This window comes from Pandoraea sp. PE-S2T-3, from assembly GCF_002179965.1.
In the GTDB taxonomy this organism is placed as follows: Bacteria; Pseudomonadota; Gammaproteobacteria; order Burkholderiales; family Burkholderiaceae; genus Pandoraea.
In genome coordinates this window covers 449,938-465,074 of the sequence record NZ_NGUQ01000018.1, presented here as the reverse complement: position 1 = coordinate 465,074, position 15,137 = coordinate 449,938, and the positions used below count along the sequence as shown (strand labels likewise).

At 64.0% G+C, this 15,137-nt stretch carries 14 protein-coding genes; 8 read left to right on the top strand and 6 right to left on the bottom strand.

What is annotated here, in order from left to right:
• Positions 1-20 precede the first annotated feature (20 nt).
• Entirely contained in the window at positions 21-1,520 is a 1,500-nt protein-coding gene (gene amaB / locus CDV46_RS17515; RefSeq protein WP_087689752.1) for an L-piperidine-6-carboxylate dehydrogenase, read from the bottom strand.
• 102 nt (positions 1,521-1,622) lie between these two features.
• Positions 1,623-2,648, bottom strand: a complete 1,026-nt coding sequence (locus tag CDV46_RS17510) for a DUF1338 domain-containing protein (RefSeq protein WP_087689750.1) — start codon at positions 2,646-2,648, stop codon at positions 1,623-1,625.
• A gap of 181 nt (positions 2,649-2,829) precedes the next feature.
• Between CDV46_RS17510 and CDV46_RS17505 the strand changes: the two genes are divergently transcribed.
• On the top strand, positions 2,830-3,729 hold the full coding sequence (locus tag CDV46_RS17505; protein ID WP_087723921.1) for a LysR substrate-binding domain-containing protein: 900 nt from the start codon (positions 2,830-2,832) through the stop codon (positions 3,727-3,729).
• Here CDV46_RS17505 and CDV46_RS17500 read toward each other — a convergent pair.
• Positions 3,714-4,361, bottom strand: coding sequence for a YitT family protein (locus tag CDV46_RS17500; protein ID WP_087689746.1), 648 nt, complete (start codon positions 4,359-4,361; stop codon positions 3,714-3,716). The two genes, CDV46_RS17505 and CDV46_RS17500, sit on opposite strands and share 16 nt — an antisense overlap.
• 173 nt (positions 4,362-4,534) lie before the next feature.
• Entirely contained in the window at positions 4,535-5,632 is a 1,098-nt protein-coding gene (locus CDV46_RS17495) for a branched-chain amino acid aminotransferase (RefSeq protein WP_058377224.1), read from the bottom strand.
• 442 nt (positions 5,633-6,074) lie between these two features.
• Here CDV46_RS17495 and CDV46_RS17490 point away from each other — a divergent pair, with 442 nt between their 5' ends.
• Entirely contained in the window at positions 6,075-6,428 is a 354-nt protein-coding gene (locus tag CDV46_RS17490; protein ID WP_087689744.1) for a hypothetical protein, read from the top strand.
• A gap of 27 nt (positions 6,429-6,455) precedes the next feature.
• Here CDV46_RS17490 and yfcF read toward each other — a convergent pair whose 3' ends face one another.
• Entirely contained in the window at positions 6,456-7,133 is a 678-nt protein-coding gene (gene yfcF / locus CDV46_RS17485) for a glutathione transferase (RefSeq protein WP_254916100.1), read from the bottom strand.
• Positions 7,134-7,313: 180 nt separating this feature from the next.
• On the opposite strand from yfcF, the gene CDV46_RS17480 reads away from it, so the two are divergent.
• The 6 genes from CDV46_RS17480 to CDV46_RS17455 all read left to right on the top strand — a co-directional run bounded on the left by CDV46_RS17480 (position 7,314) and on the right by CDV46_RS17455 (position 13,934).
• Positions 7,314-8,210, top strand: coding sequence for a LysR substrate-binding domain-containing protein (locus CDV46_RS17480; RefSeq protein ID WP_087723915.1), 897 nt, complete (start codon positions 7,314-7,316; stop codon positions 8,208-8,210).
• Between the two features lie 138 nt (positions 8,211-8,348).
• On the top strand, positions 8,349-9,269 hold the full coding sequence (locus CDV46_RS17475; protein ID WP_058380070.1) for a LysR family transcriptional regulator: 921 nt from the start codon (positions 8,349-8,351) through the stop codon (positions 9,267-9,269).
• 175 nt (positions 9,270-9,444) lie between these two features.
• Positions 9,445-10,308 carry a VOC family protein gene (locus CDV46_RS17470; RefSeq protein WP_087723912.1) on the top strand — a complete coding sequence of 288 codons (864 nt, stop codon included), beginning with the start codon at positions 9,445-9,447 and terminating at the stop codon, positions 10,306-10,308.
• Between the two features lie 76 nt (positions 10,309-10,384).
• Entirely contained in the window at positions 10,385-11,149 is a 765-nt protein-coding gene (locus CDV46_RS17465; RefSeq protein WP_087723910.1) for a class II aldolase/adducin family protein, read from the top strand.
• A gap of 139 nt (positions 11,150-11,288) precedes the next feature.
• A complete protein-coding gene (locus tag CDV46_RS17460; RefSeq protein ID WP_087689736.1) occupies positions 11,289-12,629 on the top strand; it encodes an MFS transporter in 1,341 nt (446 codons plus the stop codon).
• Between the two features lie 162 nt (positions 12,630-12,791).
• Positions 12,792-13,934, top strand: a complete 1,143-nt coding sequence (locus CDV46_RS17455) for a porin (protein WP_441339338.1) — start codon at positions 12,792-12,794, stop codon at positions 13,932-13,934.
• A 27-nt stretch (positions 13,935-13,961) separates the two neighbouring features.
• Here CDV46_RS17455 and CDV46_RS17450 read toward each other — a convergent pair whose 3' ends face one another.
• Entirely contained in the window at positions 13,962-15,011 is a 1,050-nt protein-coding gene (locus CDV46_RS17450; RefSeq protein ID WP_087723908.1) for an aldo/keto reductase, read from the bottom strand.
• Positions 15,012-15,137 lie beyond the last annotated feature (126 nt).

The following is a 15,137-nucleotide window of genomic DNA, read 5'->3' as shown; positions in this document are numbered from 1 at the left end:
GGGCACGCCTTAAGGCGATATCACTCGATCGAGAAGTCGATGCCTTGCGCGAGCGGCAGGGCGGAAGAGTAGTTGACGGTGTTGGTGGCACGGCGCATGTAACCCTTCCATGCATCGGAACCCGACTCGCGACCGCCGCCGGTTTCTTTCTCGCCACCGAACGCGCCGCCAATTTCTGCGCCGCTCGGGCCAATGTTGACGTTGGCAATGCCGCAATCGCTACCCGCCGACGACGTGAAACGCTCAGCCTCGCGCAGGTCGGTGGTGAACACGCACGACGACAAACCATGCGACGACGCATTGTTGCCATCGATGGCTTGGTTGAAATCGCTGTACTTGAGCACGTACAGAATCGGCGCGAAGGTTTCGGTCAACACGACGTCGGTCTGCGACGACATCTCGACGATGGCCGGCTTCACATAGAAACCCTTTTCGGCACCCGCCACGGCATGACGCTCGCCGCCGGTCACCTTGCCACCCTGCGCACGTGCCATGTCGAGCGCGCCCTGCATGCGCTGGAAGGCACCCTCGTCGATCAGCGGGCCCATCAGCGTGCCACGCTCGAGCGGGTTGCCGATCGATACTTTGCTGTACAGGCTCTTCAGGCGATCGACGGTCTTGTCGTACACGCTCTCATGCACGAACAGGCGGCGCAGCGTGGTGCAACGCTGACCTGCCGTACCGACGGCGGAGAAGACGATGCCGCGCAAGGCCAGTTCCATGTCGGCGCTGCCGGTCACGATGCCGGCGTTGTTGCCGCCCAGTTCAAGAATCGAACGGCCGAAGCGGCGCGCGACTTCTACGCCAACCTTGCGGCCCATCTCGGTGCTGCCGGTCGCGCTCACGATGGCGGAACGCGGATCGGCCACGAGTGCTTCACCCACGTCGCGACCGCCGATGATCAGTGCGGTCAGGCCTTCCGGGGCGTCGCCGAACTCGGCAATGACTTCTTCCATCAACTTGTTGACGGCCAGCGCGGTCAGCGGGGTCTTTTCCGACGGCTTCCACACGACGGCATTGCCGCACACGAGGGCCAGCGCCGCATTCCACGACCACACGGCCACAGGGAAGTTGAATGCGGAAATTACGGTGCAAACACCCAGCGGATGCCACGTTTCAGCCATGCGGTGGCCCGGACGCTCCGAGGCGATGGTCAGGCCGTACAACTGACGCGACAGGCCGACGGCGAAGTCGCAGATGTCGATCATTTCCTGCACTTCGCCCAGACCCTCTTGCAGGATCTTGCCGGCTTCGAGCGTGACCAGTGCGCCAAGCGCCTGTTTGCGTTCGCGCAGCTTTTCGCCGAGCAGACGAACCAGCTCGCCGCGGCGCGGGGCCGGCACGTTGCGCCAGGCGGTAAATGCGGTATGGGCGCGGGCAAGTGCGGCTTGCGCGTCGCTCACGCTGGCGCTGGCCACGCGACCGATGAGGGCGCCGTCGATCGGCGAATGCACGGCGATGTCGCCGGTCTCGGCCAGCTTGGCAATACCCAGTTCGTTGAGGATGGAGGTGGCGTTCACGTTGAGATCCCTATGTAATCCGGTGGTAGCAGGCAATGGACGCGGCGGGCGTCAGACGGGCTTATTGTGCGCCCGTCGCGACGCGTATGCCGCGCCGCACGGTCATTTGGCGTTGGCGGTCATCTTGAAGATGCCCTGCGCATTCCCCGCGTCAAAACGCAGGTCGATCTTCCAGCAGTGCTTGGTGTTGTCGTACTCGCGACGACGGGTAATGAATTCGTAGAACGAGCCCGGCACGTCGCGCGTGACGATCTCGCCGTTGGCCGCGCGGAATTCGCGGCGCACTACGTCGGCACGATACGCCGTCTGGAACACACGGCCCGAACGCGAACGCTCGACTTCCGGCTTCATCGGACGGCCCTTGGCCTTTTCAGCATCGGACAGCGCGAAGACGTCGTCGACACGGTCGGTCGCATGGTTGAAGGCGTTGCCCTCGGTGGCAATCCACGCCATCTCGGCCGACTCGGCCAGCAACGCATCGTAGTCGGCCTCGCTCGGCACGTCATGCTGACGCGCAAACGCGCCCACGATGACGGGCAGCAATGCCTGCGCCGTTTCGAGCGGCAGCGTGCCGTCGCGTTCCAGTTCCCACAGTTGGCCGACGGCGGCCGGCGTCAGCGGGTCTTTCGATGTGCCCACGACGTTCGAGACGGCTTGCTGGAACCCCTCGGAGAAGCGCTCGGGGTGCAGCTCGCTCACGAAGAACTGCGAAATCTCTTCGGGTGCATCTTCGTGGGCGTAGGCGCGGCCGGTCATGCCGAGCCGGTCCAGCGGATAACGGCCGTTCGGGCGGAAGCCGAGCGGGCGCAGAATCCGCGTGAACGCAGCTTCGCCCGGCGGCAACGCGCCATTGCTGGCCCAACGCACGGTACGCAACGCGCCATGGTCGAGATAGACGCTGCCGCCATTGCCGATGGCTTCTTCGGTGTAAGTGCGGCCGTTCTGGGAGCGCGCCAGCAAGCCTTCGAACAAGGCCATGTTCATGGCCTGCGCCAGTTCGGCACGGGTGACCTGACCCGGCTCGTACACCGCCAGAATCGACGGCGAGTTGAGCGTGGCAAAAAGCGCGTCGGTACGCGCTTCTCCCAGCAGGGAAACCAGCAACGACTGCACATTGGCATTGCGCATCGGAATGTCTCGCAGGGTAGGGCGCCGTCGCTTTTTTGATGTCAGGCAGCGCCGCAGGGTGTCGGGGCAGGCGCGCGGAGCGTGTCACCTCGCGCCTTCTTGCAGTGACAGCATTATTGAAAGGGATGACACGCGCGTAAAGCGAGATAAAATTGCCACTTAATGCGTTTTTGGAATCAACATGCGCAAGTTCAGAACCCCGAGCACGGGCGCGCTGCTGGCTTTCGAGGCCGCCGCGCGCCACGAAAGCTTTACCCACGCGGCCCGCGAGCTGTTTCTGACGGAAAGTGCGGTGTCCCGGCAGATCGCCACGCTGGAAACCCAACTCGGGGTGCGTCTGTTCGTCCGGGCGAAGCAACGCGTGGTGCTCACGCGCGCCGGGCGTCTGTACAGCACGCAGGTGCGCCGCACATTGGAGCAGTTGGATCGAGACACGTTGTCGATCATGGCGCACGGCAGTGGCGGGGGCTATCTGGAGCTGGCGGTGCTGCCGACGTTCGCCTCGGAGTGGTTGATTCCGCGCATGAAGGACTTCAACGAGCGCCATCCGGACGTGCGCGTGAACATGGGCGTGCACACGGACCTGTTCACGTTTGACGAGACGCACTTCGAGGCGGCCATTCACTTCGGCCAGCCGACGTGGCCGGGCACGTCGTCGGATTATCTGTTCGGGGAAGAGGTGGTGCCGGTGTGCCGCCCGTCATTGCTGCGGGGGCCGGTGCATACGGCAGCCGATCTGCTGCAATACCCGCTGCTGCACTCGACCACGCGTCCCTCGGCGTGGACACGCTGGTTTGCCGAGCAACACATTGAAGACAACCGCACGGTGCAAGGGCTGCGCTACGAGTTGCACACGATGCTGATCGCAGGTGCTGCGGCCGGATTGGGGATCGCGCTGGTGCCGAAGTTTTTTGTCGAAGCCCAGCTAGGGGCGCTGGACCTCATGATTCCGTTCGAGGTGAAAAGCGTGGCCGAATCGGCCTACTACCTCGTCTATCCGACGGAACTCACGCATGGCCAGCCACTGACGGTGTTCCGCCAATGGCTGCTGACTCAAGCGAGCGCTTACCGTCCGGTGTAGCGGCCCGGGCGATGCCACGCCACGACCATGGCGCTCATGGCAACGGCTGACAGGGCCGACCAGCCCACGCGTCCGAGCGGAATCGTGGCGGTGGATACCAGCAGGATGGTCGCGTCGATGCACACCTGCGAGATGCCGGCGTTGATGCCACGACGGCGTTGCAGCCAGAGCGTGACGATGCCGGTACCGCCCACGCCTGCACCATGACGTGCCAGCGCGAGGATGCCCATACCGCACAGCGTGCCGCCGACAAACGCGGCAAACAGCGGATTGACGAACGCGACGTGCAGGGTCTGCGGCATGGCCGCGAGGGCGAAGGTGATGCCGAAGCTCGCGATCGTCGACTTGAGCGCGAAGCCGGGCCCCATCGTGAAGTACGCGAACAGGAAGAACGGAATGTTCACCAGCGTAAAGATGGTGCCCACCGGTAGCGGAAAGATATAAGAGGCGAGCAGCGCGATGCCTGCCACGCCGCCGGTGACCAACCCGGCAGCCTTGAGCAGCACCAGACCGACCACCACAAATGCCATGCCGATGATCATCGCGTAGATGTCTTCAAGCACGGAGTGCGGCACGCCGATTGTGTCGGTGGCCGCCATGACGCCAGATACGGCGCCCGATTCGTGTTTCATGATCTTAAAGTCAGGAACAACAAGACGGCGCGTCCGACTCTCCTGGTGTCGTAACGCGCCGCCGGTACTTTCCCGCATCGCTGTCTCTGGCGACGCGCAGCTTGACTGCCTGTTATGTTTGAACGTCAGTTGAATCTATCACGCCAATAACGCGATCACCCTATAACGCGCGATCAGGCAACGTGGTGGACCCAGCCCAACGGATCAGCCACTTTGCCACGCTGAATGCCCGTGAGTTCGTCACGAATGCGCTTGGTCACCGGGCCTTCGCCACCGTCACCGATGTTGAACTCGCCCTTGGCATGCTTGATCTGGCCAATGGCCGTCACCACGGCTGCCGTACCGCACGCGAAGGTTTCCTTCACACGGCCGCTGGCGGCGTCAGCCTGCCATTGCGCGAATTCGTACGGCGCTTCGTTGACGGTCATGCCATTGCGGCGAGCCAGTTCGATGATCGAGGCGCGCGTAATGCCCGGCAGAATCGTGCCGGAGAGCGGCGGCGTTTGCAGCGATCCGTCGTCCATCACGAAGAACACGTTCATGCCGCCCAACTCTTCGATCCAGCGATGCTCGGCAGCGTCGAGGAAGACGACCTGATCGCAACCCTTGCCGCTGGCTTCGGTCTGGGCGATCAGGCTGGCGGCGTAGTTGCCACCGCACTTGGCCGCACCGGTGCCGCCGGGGGCCGCACGCGTGTACTGGTCCGACACCCACACGGTTACGGCCGACTTGCCGGGCTTGAAGTACGGGCCGACCGGGCAGGCGATCACGCAGAAGATGTACTCATGCGAGGCACGTACGCCAAGGAAGCTTTCCGAGGCAAACATGAACGGGCGGATATACAGGCTGCTGCCTTCGGTGCCCGGGATCCATGCGCGGTCGATGTCGACCAGCTTTTCCACGGCTTCCAGAAACACGGCTTCGGGCAGTTCGGCCATCGACATGCGCTGGGCCGAATCGCGGAAACGCTTGGCGTTTGCCTGCGGGCGGAACAACGAAATCTTGCCGTCTTCGCCACGGTAGGCCTTCATGCCTTCGAAGATTTCCTGCGCGTAGTGCAGCACGGCGCAAGCCGGATCGATCTCGAACGGACGGCGCGCTTCGACCTTGGCGTCATGCCAGCCCGTGCCTTCGGTCCAGCGGATCGTGACCATGTGATCGGTAAATACACGGCCGAACACCGGGTTGGCCAGCTTGGCGGCGATCTGGTCGGCGGGGGTGGGGTTGGCGTGCGGCTCCACGACAAAACGCAGTTGGTTGTCAGCGCTCATGTTTCTTCAGTGTCTCGGCAGAGTTGGCTTGGTCGTCTATGCCGTTAACGTTAACGGCAAGGTGGCGATATTTTCCCCCTTTCGGGGCCTGCCTGTCGACTGAATTCACCGTCCGACGCGTCTCGGCGGGCTTCTCGCCAGTCAGACGCTGGAAACTGTCGCAATTTGGTGCTTATTCGCAAGAAAATCGCGAAATTTAGCGGATCGTTGCCGAAGGGCCGTCTAACATGAGACGGTAACGACGTACGGTAACAGTGTGTAAAAAAACGTTTCGGTCATGAGCCGGACGACGCTCGACATTTAACATCAGGAGCGGATCATGCTTGAAGTGCCACAAGTTGCGCAGGTCATCTACGCGCGCTGGCGAGCACTTTCAGGCACTTCCGGGCAGCGAGCACCATCCAGTGCTGCTGTCTGATGTGAGCAATGGGAGAGGAGACACATGCAATCGTCAACGATTCGGATGTTGCGCGCCTATCTGCTCGTGGCTTCGCTGGGAGCCACCTGCATCGACGCCTGCGTAGTGATCGCCATGCTGGTGTTCGACGTGCCGCAAAGCATCTTTGGTACCACTGACTTCCGCCTGTCGATGGCCGGCTCGCTCGTGCTGCTGATTTTCGCGGCCCGCTCGCTCGCTGGTGTGGCATTTCAAGCGGCGCTCAACAGTCATCACGCCAGGCAGGACATCGAGCAAGGCGGCGCCAGCGTCGCCGTTCGCGACGACTGCCCGCACCGCCTGCTCGTGCTGTTCCACATCAACATCCACGGGCAGCGCCTGTCGATGGACGCGGCCTGAGCGCCGGCCACGGACCGATGGCCTGAATCAGGCCGCCTTGTCGGCCACATACCCCTCATCGCCCGGACGCGGCGGACGCGCCATGGCAATCCATTCCTGCACCGCCGGCCGGGTGAACTGAAGGCGGGCGTACTCGGCCAACTCGCTCGGCACCACATCGTCGTTGTAGACCAGCCGGTTGAGCATCAACGCGAGATCCACATCGGCAATACACCACTTGTCGAACAGCGACATCCGGCCGTCGGGCAGCAGGCTCTGCGCAATGGCGATGAGCTTGCTCGCGGCGGCATAGCCGGCGTCTGAGAGCGGCTGATCCGTCGGGCCGTAATAAATGACCTCTGTCGAGCGCTCCTGACGCAACACCGCCAGATCGCTGCGCAACCACGCCTGCACCTGACGGGCGCGGGCGAGTTCGCGCACGTCCGCCGGATACACGGGAACGGCGGGCGAGATCGTTTCCAGATACTCGGTGATGGCCGACGATTCCGACAACGTGAAGTCGCCGTGGACCAGCGTGGGCACGCGACGCGTGATCGACAGGCCGGCAAACCCGCTTTCGTGATTGGCCCCGAGCGCGAGATCGACGGTGCGCAGCTCAAACGGCAGACCCTTTTCGCGCAATGTGACGAAGACCGACAACGCGTAGGGGCTGGCGAACTGTGCGTCTGCGTAAAGGATGAAGGGGGTGATCGGGGCGGCTGACACGATGGACTCCTGACGGAAAAGATGGCCGCCGCGCAACCGCTTGCAATCGGGCGCGACGGCGAAATTCGCAGGGCAAACATTCCCTGCAAGCGTCTATGTTGCCGTACCGGCAGGGTGATAAGCTACTGCACTATTCGATAGCAAGCTGTGAGCCAGATTCACATCTACGAACGTCCCCCCATGAACGTAACGCCGCGCGCCCGTCCACCGTTGGCCAATCTCGAAACTGTCTGCCTCGTTGCGCGGCACGGTTCGTTCAGCGCAGCCGCCGACGCGAGCGGTCTCACGCACGGCGCGATCAGCCGGCGAGTGAGCGCCGTTGAAAACTGGCTCGGTTGCATGCTTTTCGAGCGGCACGCGCGCGGGGTGAGCCTGACATGCGACGGCCAGCGATTTCTTGGCCGCGTCGAACATGCGTTCGACGTGATCGATGCCGCGGCCGATCAATGGCATCAGTCGCGCAAGGCCCCGGCGGTGCGGTTGAGCGTCGTGCCGTCGTTCGCCAAGCTGTGGTTGCTCGACCGTCTGGGCTCGCTCGAAAAGGGTAAACCGTTCATCGATATTCAGGTGACCACCGAGCATCGCAACGCTGATGTGGGGGCGGGCGAAGTGGACGTCGCGATTCGCTACGGGCGCGGCGCATGGGCCAACGTCGATTGGGAGCCGTTGCTGCCCGAGACGCTCTACCCGTTGGCATCGCCCGAGATTGCCGCGCGCCTCAAGGGCACAAGTGCGGCTGACCTGCTGGCATTCCCGTTATTGCATGACTCCGACCTCACGGGGTGGCGTGCGTGGTGTGCTGCACAGGGCGTCGCACTGCGCCCGCGTGCGCGCGACCGGCGCTTCGAAGATTACACAGTGGTGCTCGCTGCGGCCGAGGCCGGACTGGGGATCGCCTTGGCACGCACGCCGCTCGCCGACGCGTGGCTCACGCGAAGCCGGCTTGTACGGGTGTCGGACGTGGAAGTCGAGTGTCCGCTGCGCTACAACATCGTGACGTCCAAACGAGAGAAACGCCCCGAAGTGCTCGAAGTGATCGCGCGCCTGCGCGCCGCTGTCACCGCGAGCGGGTACTGAGACAGAAATACAGGCAACGCGCACGCAAATACCACGAACGCGCTGCGACGCTGGCGGGGGTTTCCCGCAATGCGCACAACGCGTCAGGTTGCCTACAATGCGTCGCGTCACCGTTCTGGCATGGATACACGGCAGGGGATGAACCTACGCTCGCTCGATCTGAATCTGCTGCTCGTCTTCGAGTCGCTGCTCCGCACGCGCAGCACCACCGTGGCGGCCGAGGAGCTCAACCTCACGCAATCGGCCGTGAGCAATGCGCTCAAACGCCTGCGGCTGGCGTTCGGCGATCCGCTGTTCGTGAAAACACCGCAGGGCATGCTGCCCACCGATCTCGCGCGACAACTCGCCCAGCCGGTGACCGACGGCCTGAGTCTGATTCGCGGCGCCGTCGAAGCGCCGCAAGACTTCGTGCCCGCCAATGCGCAGCGCACGTTCCGTCTTTACCTGAGCGACATCGGCCAACTGATCTTCATTCCGAAGTTGATGGCCACGCTGGCCAAAGAGGCACCGGGCGTACGCATCGTTACCGTCGACACGACACCGCGTGAAGCGCAAAACGCGATGGCGATGGGCGATATCGATCTCGCGCTCGGACTGTTCACGCGCTTCTCGTCGGGCTTTCACCAGCAGCGTCTTTTTCGCGAACACTACGTCGCCCTCGTGCGTGACGGGCATCCGGCCGTGCAGGAAAGCCTCAGTGCCGAAGCGTTTTTCAGCGCCGCGCATGCGGTCTATCGGCCGACGGCGGGCAATCACGACGTGTTCGAGACCGCCGTCGAGCAGTGGTTTGCGCAGGCAGGCAGGCAGCGTCACGTGGCCCTTCGCATGGCGCACTCGATGGGACTCTCGGCGCTGATCGCGGCGAGCGATCTCGTGGTGTGCGTGCCGACCCGGCTCGGCCGCGCCCTCAAAGCGGCCGCCGAACTGCGCACGTGTGCGTTGCCGTTCGAGAGCCCGGTGTTCGACATCTCGCAACTCTGGCACGAACGCTTTCACACCGATGCCGGCCATCGCTGGCTGCGCAGCACGATGTTCCGCCTCTTTCACGGCGAAGACTGACCACCACCCGGTCCGGCACTTTCGCGCAATGCTGCACCCCTGATTCACACCGTAAATACCCCGCATTTACGCAATTCGTTGGCGTCATGCGGCGGCGCTCCTTATCGTGTTCATCACCAACCGGGCACTCGCCCGCAATACGAACAACACGAACAATATCCGCAGGAGACAGGCGGTGATCAATCTGCACGACATTCGTTACGTGCGGCTGGGCACACGCGACCTCGAAGGTGCCACGCGCTATGCACGCACCATTCTCGGGTTGCAGGAAGTGCGCCGCGAGGTCGGCTACGTGTACCTTCGCAGCGACAGCCGCGACCATTCCGTTTGCTATTTCGAAGGCGACCCCGTCGACCACACCGTGGCGTTCGACATCGCGAGCGACGCGCACTTCGACGCCGCTGCCGCTCAGCTCGAAGCGATGCACATCGACTTTCGCCGTGGCACCCGCGATGAAGCCGACATGCGCCGCGTGGCCGACTTCCTCGCGTTTCGCGACCCGACGGGCAACCAGATCGAACTGGTGCTGCGCGCAGCGCAAACCGGTCGCGGCTATCACGGCGAGCGCGACGCTGGTATCGACTCGTTCAGCCACGTGGGGCTCTGCACCACCGACGCGCGCCGCGACGAAGCGTTCTGGACGAGCGTATGCAATGCGCGGGTCTCCGATCGCATTGGCGACGCGCCGTTGCTGCGCATCGACGACGTGCATCACAAAATTGCGCTGTTCCCGGCCAAACGTGCGGGCATTCAGCACGTGAATTTTCAGGTGAACGGCATCGACGACCTGATGCGCTCGTGGTACTTCCTGCGCGAGCAGGGCGTGCCGATTCGCTTCGGCCCGGGGCGTCACCCGACATCGCACGCCATGTTCCTGTACTTCGCAGGGCCGGACGGCATGGTCTACGAATACTCCACCGGCGTGCGCAAGATCGCCCCCGAAGACGAAGCCACGTACGTGCCCCGCCAGTTCCCGTTCGATCCGACCGGGTTCTGCATGTGGGGCGCGAAGCCCGAGATTCCCGAGTTTTCGGCCTGATTGCCGTAGGCGGCGCGCCCCGGTATCGCCCGGGGCCGCTGCTTACCTACCCGTGGCGGCGACGCCCGGTTTCCCCATGACACAGAACACACACGCTGCGCCCTCGCTTGCGCTCGCCGCGACGCGCGCAGACGTCTCCGAAGCCGACCGCGCCGTGCGCGTGGCCGCCCGCACGTTGGCGCGTGCAGGACTGGCACACGCCTACGGGCATTGCAGTGTGCGTCTGGACGACGAGCACTTTCTCGTGTGCGCCGCCCGCCCGATGGGACTCATTGGCGTGGGCGAAGCGGGCACGGTCGTGCCTATCAACGGCCCGCTGCCTGACGGTGTCCTTGGCGAAGTGCGATTGCACCAGCAGATCTATCGCCGCCGCCCCGGCATCGGTGCCGTGGCGCGCACGATGCCGCCGAAGACGATGTCGCTCTCTACGCTGCGTCGCACCCCGCGCGCGCTGCATGGTCCGGGGACTTACTTCGCCCCGGGCGTGCCGCTGTGGGACGACCCGCAACTGATTCGCTCAGATGCGCAGGCACAGGCCGTCATCGACACGATGGGCGAGAACGCGGCCGTGGTAATGCGTGGCAATGGGGCGGTGGTAGCTGCCGACACGCTCGAAGCGATGGTGGCCCTCACGTGGTATCTCGAAGACGCCGCGCGCGTCGATCTCGACGTGCTCGCGCTCGAAGCCACTTTGCCCGCCGCTGTGCTCGACGCTACGGAGTGCGAAGCGCGCGCCACCCGCTCGGGCCGAATCATCGAGCGTATGTGGGAATACCTGTCGGCGGGCGATCCCGAGCTTCACGACATCACTTCCGACAACACGACGGCATCCATCCGATAAGTCATGTACCCGAGCACAACCGGAACACCCCGAATTACCTGAATCGCCCCCCCACCGGCACCGGCCTTCCAAGAGCGTTTTCAACAGACGCCACGGCCGCTGACGTTAGCCCACGGCAACTGCCGTACAGGAGACAGACATGGAAATAACCGCTTTGATGAATCGACGGGGCATCACGCCATTTCAATGGCGCGTGATTGCCCTGTGCTTTCTGATCGTGACGCTCGACGGCTTCGACACCGCCGCCATCGGCTATCTCGCGCCGGCCATCCGCAGCGAATGGACGATGGCGACGACCAGCCTCGGCACGGTCTTCGGTGCGGGGCTTGGCGGCCTGATGCTCGGCTGCTTCATCTTCGGCCCGTTGGCCGATCGCATCGGCCGCAAGCGCGTGTTGATCGTGTCGGTGGTGATGTTCTCGCTGGGCAGCATCGCGTCGGCGTTTGTCCATAGCCCGACCGAACTCGCGATCATGCGTTTCATCACAGGCATCGGCCTTGGTGGCGCTATGCCCAATGCGATCACGCTCAGCTCCGAGTACTGCGCCGAGCGCATTCGTTCGCTGCTGGTCACGGCCACGTTCTGCGGCTTTACGCTGGGCTTCGCCATCGGTGGCGAAATCGTTGCACAGACGTTGCCGCACATCGGTTGGCGCGGTGTGTTGATTGCAGGCGGTGTGGTGCCGTTGGCCGTCGTGCCAGTGCTCATGCGCTGGTTGCCCGAATCGATGCGCTACCTCGCGGCCCGTGGGGATCGTGGCGAGCAGTTGTTGGCGATTGCGAAGCAGATCGATCCGCTGGTCACGCGCATCGATCCCGAAGCGGCGCCGGCGGGCGCGGCCACGTCGGCGGTGGGCGGGCTTTTCACACGTCGATATGTGATCGGCACACTGCTGTTGTGGGCCACGTATTTCTGCACGTTGTGCGCGTTTTATCTGCTCACCAGCTGGCTGCCGCTGGTGGTCAAGGACTCGGGTTACACGCTGGCAGAAGCGGCACGCATCGGCGCCATGCTGCCCCTCGGCGGCACCGTGGGCGCCGTGATGATCGGCTTCGCGATGGACCGCACGAGCCCTTACCGCGTCCTCGCAGCGTCGTATGTGATGGCTGGCATTGCGCTTTGCATTCTCGGCACGGTGACCCATCAATCCGGCTGGCTGATGGCCGTGGTCTTCCTTGCGGGCTTCGGCATTGCCGGGTCGCAGACGGGCGCTAACGCACTTACCGCGGCTTACTACCCGACGGCCTCGCGGGCCACCGGCGTGGCATGGGCGCTGGGCGTGGGCCGTCTGGGCTCGATTCTCGGTTCCAGCCTCGGCGGAGTGCTGATCGCGACGGCATCGAGCACGGCGCAGGCGTTCCAGATCGTCGCCATTCCGGCCTTTATCGCGGCGGCGCTCATGCTCGTGATGCGTCGACGTGTCGGCCGTGACGGTGCGGTGAGCACCCATACCGCGAAGCCCGCAGCACGCGCCGTCTGATCCGTCGCTGGCGTTGCCGTCAGCACTGCGTCGGCGACGTCCTTCCCCCCGTTGATTGCTGTACCCGCCACGCGAGCGTCCCCCCCGACGCGTGCGTGGCGGTTTGCTTGTTACCGGCCGACACAGGCCGGACCACCACAACGCTTCACAGGAGACAACACCGTGACCCACAAGGTACTGCCCGCGCTTGCGCTGGCCGCCGGCATCGCGTTGGCGCAAACCCCGGCGATGGCGCAGAGCGTCACGCTCTTCGGCATTCTCGATGCCGGCGTCGAATACATTTCTCACGCGGGCACCAACAACAGCTCACTCGTGCGCATGCCCGCCAATACAGGCTCGCTGCCGTCGCGCTGGGGCATGCGGGGTGACGAGGACCTCGGCGGCGGTTTGCACGCCTTGTTCATGCTGGAGAACGGTTTCAACGTGCGCGGGGGCGATCTGAATCAGGGCGGGCGATTGTTCGGCCGTCAGGCGTGGGTCGGCTTGTCGAATCAATACGGCACGCTGTCGATCGGTCGTCAGTATTCGATGACGTTCTGGGTCATGGCCGACGCCGACATTCTCGGCCCGGACTTGTACGGCAGCGGCTCGCTCGACAGCTACATTCCGAATGCACGCAGCGACAACACTGTGGCCTACAAGGGCGTGTTTCAGGGGCTGACGGTGGGTGCGACCTACTCGTTCGGACGCGACAGCGGCGGCACGGGCAATTCACCGGGGCAGGGCACATGCGCAGGACAGGTGCCGGGGCAGATGACAAGCTGCCGGCAGGTGTCGACGATGCTCAAATACGACACGCCGTGGTTCGGTGTGGCGGGCGCATGGGACGAGCAGCGTGGCGGCACTGGCGCGGCCGCGAGCTTCTTCAACGGTGCGGCGGCGGTGCCGCTCACGAGTTCTGCCGACAGGGACACGCGTTGGCAGTTGAACGGGTATGTGAAGGGAGGAAACTGGAAGGTCGGCGCGGGTTGGCTGGGCCGACGTGTGCAGACCGCGTCGGCGGCGGTGGCCGACGTCAATTCCGATATGTTCTACGTGGGTGCGCTGTACCAGTTCACGCCGACATTCGCGGTGGATGGTGAAGTGTTCCGCATGCTTAACGCGCGGCAGAACACGCGGGCGACGATGGCGACACTGCGCGGCACGTACTTCTTCTCGAAGCGCACGGCCGTCTATACCCAAGTGGGCTATCTCGCCAACAGCGAGCATGCGGCGTATTCCGTGAGTTCGGGCGGTGCGGGCGGTTCGCCCACGCCGGGCACGAATCAGCTCGGCGTGAACGTGGGCATGCGGCACACGTTCTGATGACGTGCACCGCATGCCCTGCGGTGCTTACAGCAGACCGGCTTCGGCCAGTTGCGCACGGCGCGGGTCGCCCTGACGCGAGAGCATCCAGCCCGGATACTCGGCGGGCAGGGCGCTCGCGGCGTCGATCGCGGCCAGCTCACGGGCTTCGAGCTTGACGCCGGTGGCAGCGATGTTGTCATCGAGCTGATCGGTACGCTTGGCGCCGATGATGACCGTCGAGACGACCGGCTGGTGCAGCAGCCACGCGAGGGCGATCTGCGCGACCGACACGCCCTTTTCCGTAGCGATGCCACGCATCACGTCGATGACGTCGTAGGCGCGCTCCACTTCCACGGGCGGGAAGTCGAAGCTTTGACGGCGGCTACCCGCTTCCGACTGACCGTCGCGGGTGTACTTGCCCGAGAGCAGACCACCGGCGAGCGGGCTCCACACCATGAGGCCGACATTTTCGCTGCGCAGCATCGGAACGATTTCGCGCTCCAGATCCCGCCCGGCGACGGTGTAGTAGGCCTGTAGCGATGCAAAGCTCGCGAGGTTGAGCCGGGCCGAGATGCCGAGCGCCTTGGTGATTTGCCAGGCGGCCCAGTTCGATACACCGATGTAGCGCACGTCGCCCTGACGCACAAGGGTGTCGAGTGCCGAGAGCGTTTCTTCGATGGGCGTGGCCGGGTCGAAGCCGTGCACCTGATACAGATCGATGTGATCGAGGCCGGTGCGCTTCAGGCTGGCCTTGACGCCGTCCATGATGTGATAGCGCGACAGCCCGCGCGAGTTGGTGCCTTGGGCACCGGTCGCACCGAAAACCTTGGTGGCGACCACGACGCTGTCGCGCGGCACCTTGAGGTTGCGCAGTGCCTGCCCGGTGAGAATTTCCGACTGACCTTCCGAGTAGACATCGGCCGTGTCGATGAAGTTGATACCGGCGTCGAGTGCGCGGCCCACGAGGGTGTCGACGTCGTTCTGCTGCAAGTGTCCGATCTTGCTCCACAGCTCGCCCTGACCGCCGAAGGTCATCGTGCCGAGGCACAGTTCCGAGACGAAAAGGCCGGTGTTGCCAAGTTTTCTTTGTCGCATTGCATTGCTCCGTTGAAGTCGCCACCCGCTGCGGGTGCCATCGGGGGAGATGGCAGGCACGGGATGGGATGCATTATGCGTCGCGGTGCATCAGGCAAGCAGTACCTGTTTCTACATATTTCCTGC